The sequence below is a fragment of the Cellulosimicrobium cellulans genome (assembly GCF_001722485.1).
Classification (GTDB): Bacteria; Actinomycetota; Actinomycetes; order Actinomycetales; family Cellulomonadaceae; genus Cellulosimicrobium; species Cellulosimicrobium cellulans_A.
In genome coordinates this window covers 1-14,595 of the sequence record NZ_LWGL01000084.1, presented here as the reverse complement: position 1 = coordinate 14,595, position 14,595 = coordinate 1, and the positions used below count along the sequence as shown (strand labels likewise).

The following is a 14,595-nucleotide window of genomic DNA, read 5'->3' as shown; positions in this document are numbered from 1 at the left end:
CTACGCGGGCCTGGCCGCGGCGGCCCTCGCGTCGCTGCCGGTCTGGGAGCGCACGGGGCTGCCCGACGTGCGCGTGCCGGCCCGCTTCGCGCGGCCCGCCGGAGCGCTCGTGACGCGCCTCATCCGCTGGGCCCTGCCGCCGGCGCCCTGAGGCGTCGCGCTCACCCTCGGTCGTCGTCCGGCTCGTCGTCCGGCTCGTCGTCCGGTTCGGTGTCGGCGGCCTCGGCGCGCGCCGCGGCGACGAGGGCGTCGGTCCCGCGCGCGAGCGCGCGCAGGTCGTCCAGGTCGAGCCGTGCGAGGAGGTGCTGCGTCGGCTCCTCGCGCGCGGCGAGCTCGCGCACGGCGTCCGCGCCGCGCCGCGTCGTCGCGACGATGCGCACCCTCCGGTCGTGCGGGTCGGGCCGGCGCTCGACCATCCCGGCGGCGACGAGCCGGTCGACGATGCCCGAGACGGTCGCCGCCGAGACCCCGAGCACGTCCGCGAGGTGGTGCGCGCCGCTCGGCCCGTCGATCTGCAGGACGGCGAGCGCGCGCAGCTGCGGGACGGTGAGGCGCATGGTGAGGAAGGGCTCGAGGCGCTGGGCGAGGAACAGCTCGCTCAGCGTGCGACCCGCCTCCTCGACGCGCTCGGCGAGCCGCTCGCGCTCGTCGCGCCCGCCGCGCTGCGTCCCTGCCTCCACAGCCCGAATCTAGCCGGAACCCGCGGGCGATGCTTAGCGTTAGGCTAAACATCGACGACGACGTCGTGGCCCCCTCCCCGCCCGCCCTGGAGGCACCGTGCTCCACCTTGCCCGGACGTCGCTCGCCAACCGCGCCGTCGTCGCCCTGATCACGGTCGCCGCGGCGGTCTTCGGGGTCCTCAGCCTCGGCTCCCTCAAGCAGGAGCTCATCCCGTCGCTGCAGATCCCCGCCGCGGCCGTCGTCGCCGTCTACCCGGGCTCCGCCCCGGACATCGTCGAGGACCAGGTCACCGAGCCGGTCGAGGCCGCCGTCCAGGCGGTCGACGGCGTCGCCGACGTCAGCTCGACGGCGTCCACGAGCATGTCCGTCACGACGGTCGAGCTCGACTACGGCACCGACATGGACGCCGCGAGCCAGCAGCTCCAGACGGCGGTCACGCGCATCCAGAACCAGCTGCCGGCCGACGTCGAGCCGCAGGTCGTCACCGGATCGGTCGACGACCTGCCCGTCATCCAGCTCGCAGCCGCCGGCGCCGAGGGCGGCGCCGCGGTCGACGCGGCGGAGCTCTCGTCCGTCGTCGAGTCCGTGCTCGTGCCGCGGCTCGAGGAGGTCGACGAGGTGCGGTCCGTCGCGGTGACCGGCGTCGCCGACCGCGAGGTCCACGTCGACCTCGACCAGCAGGCGCTCGCGGCGTCCGGCGTCTCGGCCGCGGACGTGTCCTCCCTGCTCGAGGACAACGGCGTGCTCGTCCCCGGCGGCACGGTCGTCGAGGGCGACACCGAGCTCACCGTGCAGATCGGCTCGCAGGTCACGTCCGTCGAGGAGCTCGCGGCCCTCCCGCTGCAGGGCGCGCAGGGCGTCGTGCCGCTCGGCGACGTCGCCGCCGTCGCCGCGGTCGACGCCGAGGCGACGTCGTCCTCGCGGCTCGACGGCGAGCCGTCGCTCGCGGTCGCCGTCACCAAGACGCCCGCGGGCAACACCGTGGAGATCTCCCACGCGGTCCAGGACGCGCTCGACGACCTCGACGCGGCGCTCGCGGACCAGGGGGTGCGGGTCGCCGTCGTGTTCGACCAGGCGCCGTTCATCGAGGAGTCCATCGAGGGCCTCGCGACCGAGGGCGGGCTCGGGCTCGTCTTCGCCGTCGTGATCATCCTGCTGTTCCTCACGTCGGTCCGCTCGACGCTCGTCTCCGCGATCTCCATCCCGCTGTCGCTGTGCGTGACGTTCGTCGTCATGGACGCGACCGGCTACACGCTCAACATCCTCACGCTCGGCGCCATGACGGTCGCGATCGGGCGCGTGGTCGACGACTCGATCGTCGTCATCGAGAACATCAAGCGGCACCTGTCCTACGGGGAGCCGAAGCGCGACGCCATCGTCACGGCGGTGCGCGAGGTCGGCGGCGCCATCACCTCGTCGACGATCTGCACCGTCGCGGTGTTCGCACCCATCGCGCTCGTCGGCGGGATGGTCGGCGAGCTGTTCCGGCCGTTCGCCGTCACCGTCGCGATCGCGATGCTCGCGTCGCTCTTCGTCGCGCTGACCATCGTGCCGGTGCTCGCGTACTGGTTCATCAAGCCCCCGAAGGACGTCGTCGAGCACGACGGGTCGCAGGAGTCGGTCGCCCGCGCGGCCGAGGTCGCGGAGCGCACGCGCGCCGAGGCCGAGGCGAAGGAGCGTCGCGGCGTCTGGCAGCGCGCGTACGTGCCGACGCTGCGCGGGGCGCTGCGCCGTCCCGTCGTGACGCTCGGCGTCGCCGTCCTCGTGCTCGCCGGAACGCTCGCGCTCGTGCCGCGGCTCGAGACCAACTTCCTCGGCGACTCCGGCCAGGACACGCTCACCGTCACCGAGACGTTCGAGCCCGGCACGACGCTCGCGGCGCAGGACGAGGCCGCCCGCGCCGTGGAGGACGCCCTGCTCGGCCTCGACGAGGTCGAGACGGTCCAGACGTCCGTCGGCCAGGGCGACGCGGCGACCGCCGCGTTCATGGGCGGCGGGTCGACGCCGCAGGCGACGTTCGCCGTCACGCTCGCCGAGGACGCCGACGGCACGGCCGCGACGGACACCGTGCGCGACGCCGTCGCCGGGCTCGGCACGGACGTCACCACGGAGATCACGGTCTCGGGCGGCGAGGCGCTCATGGGCAGCTCGACGGTCGACCTCGTCGTCCGCACGACCGACCCGGACGCGCTCGCCGACGCCGCGCAGCAGGTCCAGGACGCCGCTGCCGGCACGGAGGGCGCCCTCGAGGTGACGAACAACCTCGCGGCCGAGCAGAGCACCGTGCAGGTGAGCGTCGACCGCGAGGCGGCCACCGCGGCCGGCCTGACGGAGACCCAGCTCTCCGGCCTCGTCGCGTCGGTCATGTCGCCGCGCCCCATCGGCACGGTCGACCTCGGCGACGGCCCCGTCGACGTCGTCGTCTCGCAGGGCGAGGGCCCCGCGACCGTCGCCGAGCTCGAGGCCCTGGCGATCCCGACCGCCGGCGGCCCCGTACCGCTCACCTCCGTCGCCACGGTCGAGGAGGTCGCCGTCCCGACGTCGATCACGCGTCTCGACGGCGAGCGGAGCGCGACCGTCTCCGTCACGCCCGAGGGCCAGGACCTCGGCGCGCTCACCGCCGCGCTCACGCAGACCGTCGACGGGCTCGACCTCCCGGCCGGCGCGACCGTCGAGATCGGCGGCGTCGCCGCCCAGCAGGAGGAGGCGTTCGCCGACCTCGGCCTCGCGCTGCTCGCCGCGATCCTCATCGTCTACGTGGTGATGGTCGCGACGTTCCGCTCGCTCGTGCAGCCGCTCATCCTGCTCGTGTCCGTGCCGTTCGCCGCCACCGGCGCCCTGCTCCTGCTGCTCGCGACCTCGACGCCGCTCGGCGTGCCGTCGCTCATCGGGATGCTCATGCTCGTCGGCATCGTCGTGTCGAACGCGATCGTGCTCATCGACCTCATCAACCAGTACCGCGAGCAGGGCAGGTCCCTCGACGACGCCGTCCTCGAGGGGTCGCGCCAGCGTCTGCGCCCCATCGTCATGACGGCGCTCGCGACGATCTTCGCCCTCACGCCGATGGCGCTCGGCATCACCGGCGGCGGTGCGTTCATCTCCCAGCCGCTCGCGCTCGTCGTCATCGGCGGCCTCGTGAGCTCGACGCTCCTCACGCTCGTCGTCGTCCCGGTGATCTACACCCTCGTCGAGCGCCGCGGCGAGAAGCGGCGCGCCCGCCGGGCCGAGCGCGCCGCCCGCGAGCTCGAGTCCTCGGCGCCCACGGCGCCCGACGTCGACGCCACGGACGCCGACGACGAGGCCCCGGTCGGCCGCCACGCGGCCCAGCCCACCGCCTGACCCGTCCGCGGACCCGGCCGCCCGGTCGGGTCCGCGGACGGTGCGCCGTCGGTGCTCGGGCTGCGGCGCCGGTGGTGGTTGTGTCCGCGGACGGCGCGCCGTCGGTGCTCGGGCTGCGGCGCCGGTGGTGGTTGTGTCCGCGAACGGCGCGCCGTCGGTGCTCGGGCTGCCGCGCCGTCACCTCGGGCGGTCGGCCGTCCGTTGCCGCGCGCGGCTCTTACGCCCTTCGCCTCCGACGCCGCACCGTCCGCTCGTCCCGGTCCGTCACCGGAGCGACCGGTTCGCTGATCGGCGGGTCACCCGGCCACGACCATGACGGCACGACCGCGTGCTGTTGGTCGGGCGGGCGAGACGACGGACGAGGGTGGGGCGGGGCGGGGTGGTGTCGGGTCGTGGCGGGTCTGGCGGGAGCCGCGAGGCACGAGCGGCGGATGGTAGACCCGACACCACCCCGCCCCGACCCACCCGGACGCAACCACGGCCCGCCCGAGGCGACCCGACACCACCCCGCCTCGGCCCACCCGGACGCAACCACGAGTCGCCCAGAGCGACCACGACTACGACGGGCGCGCCACGCCCGTCTCGTAGGCGAGGACGACGGCCTGGACCCGGTCGCGGAGGCCCAGCTTGCCGAGGACGCGGCCCACGTGGGTCTTGACCGTCGCCTCGGAGAGGACGAAGCGCTCCGCGATCTCGGCGTTGGTGAGGCCTTCGCCGAGGGCCTCGAAGACCTCGACCTCGCGGGCGGTGAGCTCGGCGAGGCGCGGGTCGTCGCGACCGGTCGGTGCGGCGGCGGACGCGGTGGCGCCGTCGGCGGGGAGCTGGCCGGCGAACATCTCGAGCATGCGGCGGGTGATCCGCGGCGACACGGCGGCGTCTCCGCTGGCGACGGCCCGGATCGCGCCGACGAGCTCGCCGGGCTTGGCGTCCTTGAGGAGAAAGCCGCTCGCGCCGGCGCGCAGGGCCGCGAAGGCGTACTCGTCGAGGTCGAACGTCGTGAGGATGACGACGCGGGACGACGGCTGGGCGGCGACGATGCGTGCGGTCGCCTCGATGCCGTTGGTGCCGGGCATGCGCACGTCCATGAGCACGACGTCGGGGCGCAGCGCGGAGGCCTGGGCGACGCCCGTCTCGCCGTCGCCGGCCTCGCCGACGACCTCGATGTCGTCCTCGGCGGCGAGGATCATGCGGAACCCCATCCGCAGGAGCGCCTGGTCGTCGACGAGCAGCACGCGGATGGGGGTGCGCCCCGCCGCGTGGTCCGTGCCGTCGGTCGTGGTCATCGATCTCCTCCCGTGTCGAGGCGCAGCCGTGCGACGACCTCCCAGCCGTCGCCGACGGGCCCCGCCGTCACCGTGCCGCCGTGCACGGCGGCTCTCTCTCGCATGCCGATGATGCCGCGCCCGGTGCCGATGGGGGCACCCGGGGGGTGGTGGGCGGCGACGGACGGCGGGAGCGCGCGCTCGTCGGCGCCGGGGCCCTCGCCGGGGCGGCGCCCGGAGCGGTTGACGATGCGCAGCTCGATCCAGTCGCCCTCGCGCGTGGAGGTGCGGTCCCAGCGGACGACCTCGACGAGGACGACGGGGGACAGGGGAGCGTAGCGCAGCACGTTCGTGAGGGACTCCTGCACGATGCGGTACGCGGCTTGGCGCACGGTCGGCTCGGGCCGGGGCTGGGGTCCGCGCCGCACGAGCCGCACGGGCAGGCCGGCGGTGCGGAACCTTTCGACGACGTCCTCGAGCTCCTCGACGTCGTCCGCGGGGGCGAGCGGGGCGGCGGACCGCTCGCCGGTCGCGGGGTCGCGCAGGACGCCGAGCACTCGGCGCATGTCCGCGAGGGCGGCGCGCCCGGTGGCGGTGAGCTCGTCGAGCGCGTGGCCGGCGAGCTCGGGGTCCTTGGCCCCGGAGGCCTTCGCGCCGTCGGCGAGGGCGACCATGACGGTGAGCGAGTGGGCGACGACGTCGTGCATCTCGCGGGCGATGCGGGTGCGCTCGGCGGCGACGGCGAGCTGTGCCTGCTGGTCGCGGTCGCGCGCGATGGAGTTGGCGCGCTCGACGAGGTCGGCGACGTGCTGGCGCCGGGCGCGCACGTTGGAGCCGATGGCCATGGCGACGAGGCACAGGATCGCCGTCATGAGCATGCTCACGACGCGGTCGACCGTGGGCTCGCCGGGCGTCACGCTCGCGCGCAGCATCTCGCCGTCGTCGGTGGTGACGACGTCGTACCAGAGCAGGATGGCGGTGGACAGGGGCAGCACGAGCGCGGCCAGCGTCGGCCATGCGACCCGTGGGGACCGGGCGGCGGCGACGGCGTACGTGGCGAACATGGCCGCGACCTCGTACCCGGCGGTGTCGCCGGTGACGGCGATCGCCGCCACGCCGAGACCGGCGGTGGCGAGCGCGACGCCGACGGGGCGGCGACGGCGCCAGAGCAGGACGGTGCCGCCCGCGAGAACGAACGCGAGCATCGCGAGCGCGGAGGCGGGGCGGTCGGTGGCGCCGATCGAGTACAGCACCCCGGGGACGGCGAACACCGCGACGACGACCCAGTCCATGACGCGCGGGTGCTGCGCGAAGTAGCGCCGGACCGGTCCGAGGCGCCGGGCGTCGAGCTCGGTGAAGGGCTCGGGCGTGCGACGCAGCGGGAGGGACACCGGTGCCGGCGAGGGGCCGTCGTCCGGGCGCGCAGCGGCCGACGCCGGACGAGCGGTCTGCTCGTCCGGCGTCGGCGGGGTGGTGGCGGGCAGGATCACGCGTCCCGGCGCTTGAGCACGACGCACGCGAGGGCCACGAGGCCGGCGGTCCAGGCGGCGAGCACCCCGTACCCGGGCCAGGGCCCGATCGCGTCGGGCGACGACATGGTGCCGCCGAGGACGATCTGCTCGCCGGCGGACGCGGGCAGGGAGTTGTACAGGGTCTGCACCCAGTCGGCCCCCGTGACGCCCATGACGATGCCGAGGACCATCGAGACGACGAAGAACACCGCGACGAGCGTGAAGATGGCGCCCGCCGAGCTGCGGAGCAGCACGCCGACGGCGACGGAGAAGATCGCGACGGTCGTCAGGTACAGCACGACGCCGATCATGGCGCGCTGGTCCTCGGGGGACGACAGGTCCGCGGTGAGGCCCTTGCCGTCGAGGATCGGGTACGTCACGAGGTACGAGACGGCGACGGCGACGGCGGTCGTCAGCGCCGTGACGACGGCCGTGATGATCATCTTCGCGGCGAGCGCGGGCAGGCGGCGCGGCACGGCCGAGAACGTCGAGCGCACCATGCCGGTGGAGTACTCGCCCGTGACGGTCAGCGCCCCGAGCACCGCGACGGCGAGCTGGGCGAAGGAGTAGCCCACGGTGACGACCGTGACGCCGATCCCCTCGACCGACCCCATGCCGGCCTCCTGCGGGGAGACCCCGGCGGAGTCCATGGACGCCATGACCGCGGCGAACATGAGCGAGAAGCCGACCATCACCACGACGGTGATGCCGAGCGTCCACCACGTCGAGCGCAGCGAGCGGAACTTGATCCACTCCGAGCGCAGCACGTGGCCGAAGGAGAGGCGGTAGGGGGAGGTGCGGGTCGTCGTCGGACCCTGCGCGACGGCGGTGGCGGTCATCGCTGTGCTCCTTCGAAGGTCGGGGCGGTCGCGCCGGCGGCCGGGGCGGCACCCGCGGCGCCGTGGCCGACGTGGGCCTGCGCGGACTCGGTCTGGTACTCGACCGCGTCGGCGGTGAGGGCCATGTAGGCGTCCTCGAGCGTGGACGTGACGGGCGTGAGCTCATGCAGCACGAAGCCCTGGGCGGCGGCGAGCTCGCCGATGCCGGCGGCGTCGGCGCCCGACACGACGAGCAGGCTCGGCTCGTCGCTCGTGATGGTCGCGCCGTCGCGCGTGAGCAGCTCGGCGAGCTGCGTCGCGTGCGGGGTGCGGACGCGCACGGTGCGCCGCTCGGCGCCGTTGACGATGTCGCTCACGGGGGCGTCCGCGATGATGCGGCCCTTGCCGATGACGACGATGTGGTCCGCGGTGAGCGCGACCTCGCTCATGAGGTGGCTCGACAGGAAGACCGTGCGGCCCTCGGAGGCGAGGTAGCGCGCGAGGTTGCGCACCCACAGGACGCCCTCGGGGTCGAGGCCGTTGACGGGCTCGTCGAGGATGAGCGTCTTGGGGTCGCCGAGCAGTGCGGAGGCGATGCCGAGACGCTGGCCCATGCCGAGCGAGAAGCCGCCGACGCGCTTCTTCGCGACCGACTGCAGACCGGTCATCTCGATGACCTCGTCGACGCGCTTCGTGGGGATGCCGTGCGTCGCCGCCATCGCGAGGAGGTGGTTGTAGGCGGTGCGCCCGGTGTGGACGGCCTTGGCGTCGAGCAGCGCGCCGACCTCGGTGAGGGGGGAGCGGTGCTGCGCGTAGGGGCGCCCGTTGACGGTGACCGTCCCGGCGGTCGGCCGGTCCAGACCCATGATCATGCGCATGGTGGTGGACTTGCCGGCCCCGTTCGGGCCGAGGAATCCGGTGACGGTGCCGGGGCGGACGGTGAACGAGACCCCGTCCACCGCCGTCTTGGGCCCGTACCGCTTGGTCAGGCCGCGTGCTTCGATCATGGCTCGCCCCTTCCAGGGTGGGATGTCCGCGGGCTCGCGCTCCGCGGGGTGCGTCGCGAGGTTCTTCTCGAGCCTATGCGCGGGCTCCGGGGCCGGTCAGCCCTCTTCCGGCGTATCTCCGGGCCGGCTCCGCGGGCCGGGCGTACGTCGCGCGGCGTACGTGGTGGCGCGGTCGTGCGCCACGAGGAGGGCGGCCGACGGGGACGGGTCCGCCCGCAGGGCGAGATGTGCGCCGACCAGGCCGGGAACAGTGACCGGGACTCGCTCGTTCCCTAGGATGAACGCAAGGCCAGCGACACCCGACTCGAGGCAGGAACGCCGATGACGAGGCCCGCTGCAAGAGTGGACGCCGCGACCAGGAGGAGCTCATGAGCAACCCCGTCTTCAACAACAGTGCGGTCTTCGGGGACCCGCGCAACCAGCGGGGAGGCGCCGCCACGCAGCAGCCCCCCGCCTACGGCACCGCCCCCCCCCAGGGCCAGGCGGGCGCGCCCGCCTACGGCACGCCGCCGCAGGGCGCGCAGTGGGGCCAGTACGGCGCCCAGACCGCGGACGCCGCGACGCTCGACGCGATGTACCAGGCGCCGGCGGCCACCACGGCGGACACCAAGCGCCTCACCTACGACGACGTCATCATGAAGACGGGCGGCCTGCTCGCCCTCCTCGTCGTCGTCGCCGCGGGCTCGTGGGTCGTCACGCCGCAGATGCCGTTCCTGTGGATCCTGGGCGCGGTCGTCGGCCTCGTCCTCGGTCTCGTCAACGCCTTCAAGCGCAACCCGAGCCCGGCGCTCATCACGCTCTACACCGTCGCGCAGGGCCTGTTCCTCGGCGGCATCAGCCGCTTCTACGAGGCGCAGTGGAACGGCGTCGTGCCGTCCGCCGTCGTGGCGACCATCGCGACGTTCGCCGCCGCGCTGTTCCTCTTCAAGTCCGGCAAGGTCCGGGTCACGCCGAAGTTCACGCGCTGGCTGCTCATCGCGATGGCCGGCTACCTCGTGTTCTCGCTCGTCAACGTCGGGCTGCTCATGTTCGGCGTCCTCGACGGGTGGGGCCTGCGCGGCGGCACGCTGGGCATCGTCATCAGCCTCGTCGCCGTCGGCCTCGCGGCCGCGTCGCTCATCGTCGACTTCGACTCCATCAAGCGCGGCGTCGAGGGCGGCGTGCCGGCGAAGTTCGCGTGGTCGGCCGCGTTCGGCCTGCTGGTGACGCTCATCTGGCTCTACCTCGAGTTCCTGCGCCTGTTCGCCATCCTGCAGAGCAGCGACTGACGGCACGCGCGCCTCACGACGACGCGCCCGCGGCGGGATCCTTCCCGCCGCGGGCGCGTCGTCGTCCCGCGAGGTGCCGGGTCGTGGCAGCCCGCAGGCGGCGTGCGAAGCCTCAGGCCGGGAGACCGACCCGGGCGTCGGCAGAGGCGAACCCGAGCCACGTGTGCCGGTTGCCGGCCCAGCACCAGCCGACCTTCGGGGCGCCGCGGCGCTCGCGGCCGTCGCGGCCCGTGCCGTTCGAGATCCAGATCGCCGGCGTACGGGTGTCGAGCCGTCCGTCGGGCTTGCGCAGGCGCGAGCCGATGGTCATGTAGCAGTGGTTGCGCGCGACGACGTCGGGCACCTGGAGCGCCCAGTGGATCCCCTCGGCGAGCAGCAGCGGCGTCCGGCCGCGTGCCGCGATCTCGGGGAGAGCCTCGTCGGGCGACCAGCTCGCCATGTCGTCGCCGCGGTCCGGGCCCGCGACCGTGTAGAGGGCGCCGTCGGGCACGTCGAGGCCCTCGATCGGGGCGAACCGGTCGACGTCGGCCATGTCGACGACGACGAACCCCGTCCTCTCGCCACCGCGCACGGGCAGGCGCATCAGCGGCGCGAGCGCGGACGGCGGTGCGAGCTGCGGGTCGACGACGAGGAGCGCCCCGGGCGGCGCCGTCGCGGCGAGCGCGCGGGCCGTATCGCGCACGGCGTCGTCGGCGAGCCCGGCGATCGCCGGGACGCCCAGGGCGACGAGGCGGTCGGCCTGGTCGGCGAGGGAGGGGAGCACGGGGACGGGCGGTGCGTCGGTGAGCAGGGCGGCAGCAGCGGGGGCGGGAGCAGCGGGCACGGGTTCCCCTTCCGGTGGGCGACGGTCGGACCGTCCAACGTTCTACACCGTACGGGAATCCCCGCCGGGCCGGATCCCACCCGGTCGCGGCGCACGATCGGCGATGATCGGGGGATGAGATACGCAGAGCACGTCTCCGAGCTCGTGGGCGGCACGCCGCTCGTCCGGCTGACCCGTGTCACGCAGGGGCTGTCGGCGACCGTGCTCGCCAAGGTCGAGTACATGAACCCCGGCGGCTCGGTGAAGGACCGCATCGCGCTGAAGATGGTCGAGGCCGCGGAGGTGTCGGGGGAGCTGCGGCCTGGCGGGACGATCGTCGAGCCGACGTCGGGCAACACCGGCGTGGGCCTCGCGCTCGTCGCCCAGCGCAAGGGTTACGACTGCGTGTTCGTCTGCCCGGACAAGGTGAGCCAGGACAAGCGCGACGTCCTCACCGCCTACGGGGCGCGCGTCGTCGTGACGCCGACCGCGGTGGCGCCGGACCACCCGGACTCGTACTACTCGGTCTCCGACCGCCTCACCCGGGAGATCCCGGGGGCGTGGAAGCCGAACCAGTACGCGAACGTCAACGGACCGCTGTCGCACTACGAGTCGACCGGCCCGGAGATCTGGTCGGACACCGACGGCCGCGTCACGCACTTCGTCACCGGCGTCGGGACGGGCGGCACCATCACGGGCACGGGGCGCTACCTCAAGGAGGTGTCGGCGGACCGTGCCGCGTCCGACGGCGGGCGCGTGCGGATCGTCGGTGCGGACCCGGCGGGCTCGGTCTACTCGGGCGGCGACGGGCGGCCGTACCTCGTGGAGGGCGTCGGCGAGGACTTCTGGCCGGCCGCGTACGACCCGTCGGTGCCCGACGAGGTCATCGCCGTGAGCGACGCCGACTCGTTCGCCATGACGCGCCGGCTCGCGCGCGAGGAGGGGCTGCTCGTCGGCGGGTCGTGCGGGATGGCGGTCGAGGCCACGCTGCGCCTCGCGCGCCGGCTCGAGGAGGAGGACCCGGAGGCCGCCGCGCGTGCCGTGATCGTCGTGCTCCTGCCCGACGGCGGGCGCGGGTACATGTCGAAGATCTTCAACGACGCGTGGATGCGGTCCTACGGCTTCCTGCCCGACGACGAGGGCGTCACCGCGGGCGACGTGCTGCGCGCCAAGGGCGGGCGTCTGCCCGACCTCGTGCACACCCACCCCGGCGAGACGGTGCGCGACGCGATCGAGATCCTGCGCGAGTACGGCGTCTCGCAGATGCCCGTCGTCGGCGCCGAGCCGCCCGTGAAGATCGGCGAGGTCGCGGGCTCGGTGAGCGAGCGGGCGCTGCTCGACGCGGTCTTCTCGGGCGCGGCGTCGCTCGCCGACCGCGTCGACGCGCACATGGAGGCGCGGTTCCCGCTCATCGGGGCGGGCGAGGGCGTGGACGCCATCCGGGCCGCGCTGCACGACGCCGACGCGCTGCTCGTCGTCGAGGACGGCGACCCGGTAGGCGTGCTCACCCGGCACGACCTCCTGGGGTTCCTCGCCCGCTGAGCGCGGCCAGGCCGGCGAGCATCATCGCGACGTGCGTCGCGAAGCTGGCGTCGAGGTCGTCCGGCAGCCGGTAGCCGCCGCTCAGCTCGAGGGCGACGAACCCGTGCACGCCCGCCCGCACCGACCGGATGGCGTCGATCGTCCGGTCGGCGGGCAGGTCGAACCCCTGCAGCACGGCCGCGATGGTCCGGACCGACCGGTCGGCCGCGGCGGACAGCACGGCGTCCTCGGGGTCGTCGGGGTCGGGGGCGGCCTGCGCGGCGGCCCAGCGCCCAGGGCGAGCGCGCGCGAAGTCCCGCATCGCGTGGGCGAGCGCCGCGACCGCGTCCGGGCCCGCGAGCCCGACCGTCGCGTCGGTCATGACCCGGGTGAGGTCGTCGACCGCGACGAGCGACACCTCGCGCCGCAGCGCCGCGAGCGAGCCGACGTGCTTGTACAGGCTGGGCGTCGCCACCCCGGCCTGCGCCGCGACCTTCGCGAGCGTGAGGTCGGCGAAGCCCGTGGCCCCGCCGCCGTCGACGAGGTCGACCGCGATCCCGACGACCGCCTCGCGCGAGAGCCCGGCCCTAGGCACGCGCGCCGCCCTCACGGGTCGTGCCGGCGGGCAGCGTCGCCAGGAAGTCGAGCGTCGCGGCGACGAGCTCCTCGGGCGCCTGGAGCTGCGGGTAGTGCCCCACCTCGGGCAGGACGAGCGTCGTCGCGCCGATCGACTCCGCGGCGAACGTCGCCTCGGCGGCCGGGTCGGCGTAGTCGGGGTCGAGCGCGCCGTAGACGGCGAGGGCGGGCGCCTGGACGCGGGAGAGCCGGGTCTCGACGACCGCGTGGTCGAGCTGGAGCGTCAGGTCCCGGAACGAGCGCAGGCGCGCGGCGTCGCGCAGGTTGGTGCGGACCGCGGCCCGGTGCGCGTCGAGGCGCGCGGGGCGCCGTCCCTTGAGGAGGGAGCCGTAGAACGCCGCCCACAGCGACGGGCCCCACGGGCGGGCGAGGACGACGCGGAAGAGGAGCCGCATCGCGCGCTGCGCGAACGCCGAGCCGTTCGCGCGCAGGAACCCGTCGACGAGGACGAGGCCGCGCACGAGGTCGGGCCGGTCGGCGGCCGCGACGACGGCCGCCGACGCCGCCATCGAGCTCCCCATGAGCACGGCAGGCCCCGCGTCGAGGTGCTCGACGAGCGCGACGTAGTCCGACGCCGTCGCCTCGTCGCCGTGCGTGCGGAACGTCGTGTCGCTGTCCCCGTGTCCGCGGAGGTCCATGACGACGACGCGGTACCCCGCCGCGACGAGCGGCGGCACGACGTCGTCCCACGTCGCGCGGACGTCGCCCATGCCGGGCACCGCGACGACGAGCGGTCCGGACCCCTGGTCGGTGTACGCGAGGCGGCCTTCGGGCCGGGCGAGGAACCGGATGTCCGGAGCGGTGAGGTGTACGGTCATAGCCCCAGGCTAATGCCATTAGCCTGGCCGTGGCAAGACCCCGGAGGGCGAGCGCTTCCCGCGTAGGGTGGGAAGCCGCGGCGCCCGCCGCGGCCGAGGCGGCGCACCGCGCTCGGCCCATCGACGAGAGGCAACCTCGTGACCGACCAGACCACCCTCCCGACCGCTTCGGGGTCCTTCGGCGAGAAGCCGACCCTCACCTTCCCCGCGTCGGGCGCGCCCGAGGGCCTCCAGGTCGTCGTGCTCAGCGAGGGCTCCGGCCCCGCCGTCACCTCCGGACGGAACATCGTCGTCCACTACCTCGGCCAGGTGTGGGAGGGCCAGGTGTTCGACAACTCCTACGACCGCGGCGACACGATCGCGTTCCCCATCGGCGTGGGCGCCGTCATCGGTGGCTGGGACAAGGGCCTCGTCGGGCAGAACGTCGGGTCCCGCGTCCTGCTGTCGATCCCGCCGGAGCACGGGTACGGCTCGCGCGGTGTGCCGCAGGCCGGCATCGGCGGCACCGACACCCTCGTCTTCGTCGTCGACGTCGTCGACGTGCAGTGACGACGACCCGCGCCTGACCGTGCAGCGCGCGGCGCTCAGCGCCGCGCGCTGCGGGTCACCGTGAAGCGCCGGTCGCGCGCCACCTGGGACGTCGGGCCGACGGCGCGCTCGAGCGCCGGCCGGTAGCGCAGGTGCGAGTTCCACACGCACCACAGTTCGCCGCCGGGCCGCAGGACCCGGCCCGCGGCCGCGAACATCGCGTGCGCGGCGTCCGTGCGCAGCGCCGCGCCCTCGTGGAACGGCGGGTTGAGCAGCACGACGTCGGCGCTCGCGTCCGCCAGGGTCGCGCCCGCGTCGTCGCGCACCGTGCGCACCCGGTCGTCCACGCCGTTCGCGCGCGCCGTGAGCGCGGCGGACCGCACCGCGGCGTCCGACCGGTCGGC

13 protein-coding genes are annotated in these 14,595 nt (G+C 74.6%); 4 read left to right on the top strand and 9 right to left on the bottom strand.

The annotated features are described in order from the left end of the window. Window positions 1–161: 161 nt before the first annotated feature. Window positions 162–680: a MarR family winged helix-turn-helix transcriptional regulator gene (locus JZ5iCDA_RS10590; protein ID WP_069387139.1), complete on the bottom strand. Its 519-nt coding sequence runs from the start codon at window positions 678–680 to the stop codon at window positions 162–164. Window positions 681–777: 97 nt separating this feature from the next. Here JZ5iCDA_RS10590 and JZ5iCDA_RS10585 point away from each other — a divergent pair, with 97 nt between their 5' ends. Next, window positions 778–4,020 carry an efflux RND transporter permease subunit gene (locus tag JZ5iCDA_RS10585; RefSeq protein WP_069387138.1) on the top strand — a complete coding sequence of 1,081 codons (3,243 nt, stop codon included), beginning with the start codon at window positions 778–780 and terminating at the stop codon, window positions 4,018–4,020. Between the two features lie 557 nt (window positions 4,021–4,577). Here JZ5iCDA_RS10585 and JZ5iCDA_RS10580 read toward each other — a convergent pair. The 4 genes from JZ5iCDA_RS10580 to JZ5iCDA_RS10565 are packed head-to-tail and all read right to left on the bottom strand — an operon-like array spanning window position 4,578 to window position 8,618. After that, a complete protein-coding gene (locus JZ5iCDA_RS10580) occupies window positions 4,578–5,303 on the bottom strand; it encodes a response regulator (RefSeq protein WP_069387137.1) in 726 nt (241 codons plus the stop codon). Continuing rightward, complete coding sequence (locus JZ5iCDA_RS10575) at window positions 5,300–6,772, bottom strand: sensor histidine kinase (RefSeq protein ID WP_083259890.1); 1,473 nt, start codon at window positions 6,770–6,772, stop codon at window positions 5,300–5,302. The genes JZ5iCDA_RS10580 and JZ5iCDA_RS10575 overlap by 4 nt, the downstream gene beginning before the upstream one ends. Continuing rightward, complete coding sequence (locus JZ5iCDA_RS10570) at window positions 6,769–7,632, bottom strand: ABC transporter permease subunit (RefSeq protein WP_069387136.1); 864 nt, start codon at window positions 7,630–7,632, stop codon at window positions 6,769–6,771. Before JZ5iCDA_RS10570 ends, JZ5iCDA_RS10575 begins: the two co-directional genes overlap by 4 nt. After that, window positions 7,629–8,618, bottom strand: coding sequence for an ABC transporter ATP-binding protein (locus JZ5iCDA_RS10565; RefSeq protein WP_069387135.1), 990 nt, complete (start codon window positions 8,616–8,618; stop codon window positions 7,629–7,631). Before JZ5iCDA_RS10565 ends, JZ5iCDA_RS10570 begins: the two co-directional genes overlap by 4 nt. 368 nt (window positions 8,619–8,986) lie before the next feature. Between JZ5iCDA_RS10565 and JZ5iCDA_RS10560 the strand changes: the two genes are divergently transcribed. Beyond that, window positions 8,987–9,886 carry a Bax inhibitor-1/YccA family protein gene (locus JZ5iCDA_RS10560; protein ID WP_069387134.1) on the top strand — a complete coding sequence of 300 codons (900 nt, stop codon included), beginning with the start codon at window positions 8,987–8,989 and terminating at the stop codon, window positions 9,884–9,886. A 112-nt stretch (window positions 9,887–9,998) separates the two neighbouring features. Here JZ5iCDA_RS10560 and JZ5iCDA_RS10555 read toward each other — a convergent pair whose 3' ends face one another. Beyond that, window positions 9,999–10,709 carry a DUF5701 family protein gene (locus tag JZ5iCDA_RS10555; RefSeq protein WP_253182048.1) on the bottom strand — a complete coding sequence of 237 codons (711 nt, stop codon included), beginning with the start codon at window positions 10,707–10,709 and terminating at the stop codon, window positions 9,999–10,001. Between the two features lie 114 nt (window positions 10,710–10,823). Between JZ5iCDA_RS10555 and JZ5iCDA_RS10550 the strand changes: the two genes are divergently transcribed. Beyond that, window positions 10,824–12,230 carry a cystathionine beta-synthase gene (locus JZ5iCDA_RS10550; protein ID WP_069387133.1) on the top strand — a complete coding sequence of 469 codons (1,407 nt, stop codon included), beginning with the start codon at window positions 10,824–10,826 and terminating at the stop codon, window positions 12,228–12,230. Here JZ5iCDA_RS10550 and JZ5iCDA_RS10545 read toward each other — a convergent pair. Next, a complete protein-coding gene (locus JZ5iCDA_RS10545) occupies window positions 12,193–12,804 on the bottom strand; it encodes a TetR/AcrR family transcriptional regulator (protein ID WP_069387140.1) in 612 nt (203 codons plus the stop codon). The two genes, JZ5iCDA_RS10550 and JZ5iCDA_RS10545, sit on opposite strands and share 38 nt — an antisense overlap. Further along, on the bottom strand, window positions 12,797–13,663 hold the full coding sequence (locus JZ5iCDA_RS10540) for an alpha/beta fold hydrolase (protein ID WP_069387132.1): 867 nt from the start codon (window positions 13,661–13,663) through the stop codon (window positions 12,797–12,799). The genes JZ5iCDA_RS10545 and JZ5iCDA_RS10540 overlap by 8 nt, the downstream gene beginning before the upstream one ends. A gap of 138 nt (window positions 13,664–13,801) precedes the next feature. Between JZ5iCDA_RS10540 and JZ5iCDA_RS10535 the strand changes: the two genes are divergently transcribed. Next, window positions 13,802–14,212, top strand: coding sequence for an FKBP-type peptidyl-prolyl cis-trans isomerase (locus tag JZ5iCDA_RS10535; protein ID WP_069387131.1), 411 nt, complete (start codon window positions 13,802–13,804; stop codon window positions 14,210–14,212). Between the two features lie 35 nt (window positions 14,213–14,247). Here the strand turns inward: JZ5iCDA_RS10535 and JZ5iCDA_RS10530 are convergent. Continuing rightward, window positions 14,248–14,595: methyltransferase (locus JZ5iCDA_RS10530; RefSeq protein WP_139123064.1), on the bottom strand; the 348-nt coding region annotated here is incomplete at its 5' end.

Coding starts and splice junctions, on each gene's coding strand:
- JZ5iCDA_RS10580 (WP_069387137.1), bottom strand. CDS start 5,303: ATGACCACGACCGACGGCACGGACCACGCGGCGGGGCGCACCCCCATC.
- JZ5iCDA_RS10570 (WP_069387136.1), bottom strand. CDS start 7,632: ATGACCGCCACCGCCGTCGCGCAGGGTCCGACGACGACCCGCACCTCC.
- JZ5iCDA_RS10565 (WP_069387135.1), bottom strand. CDS start 8,618: ATGATCGAAGCACGCGGCCTGACCAAGCGGTACGGGCCCAAGACGGCG.
- JZ5iCDA_RS10560 (WP_069387134.1), top strand. CDS start 8,987: ATGAGCAACCCCGTCTTCAACAACAGTGCGGTCTTCGGGGACCCGCGC.
- JZ5iCDA_RS10550 (WP_069387133.1), top strand. CDS start 10,824: ATGAGATACGCAGAGCACGTCTCCGAGCTCGTGGGCGGCACGCCGCTC.
- JZ5iCDA_RS10540 (WP_069387132.1), bottom strand. CDS start 13,663: ATGACCGTACACCTCACCGCTCCGGACATCCGGTTCCTCGCCCGGCCC.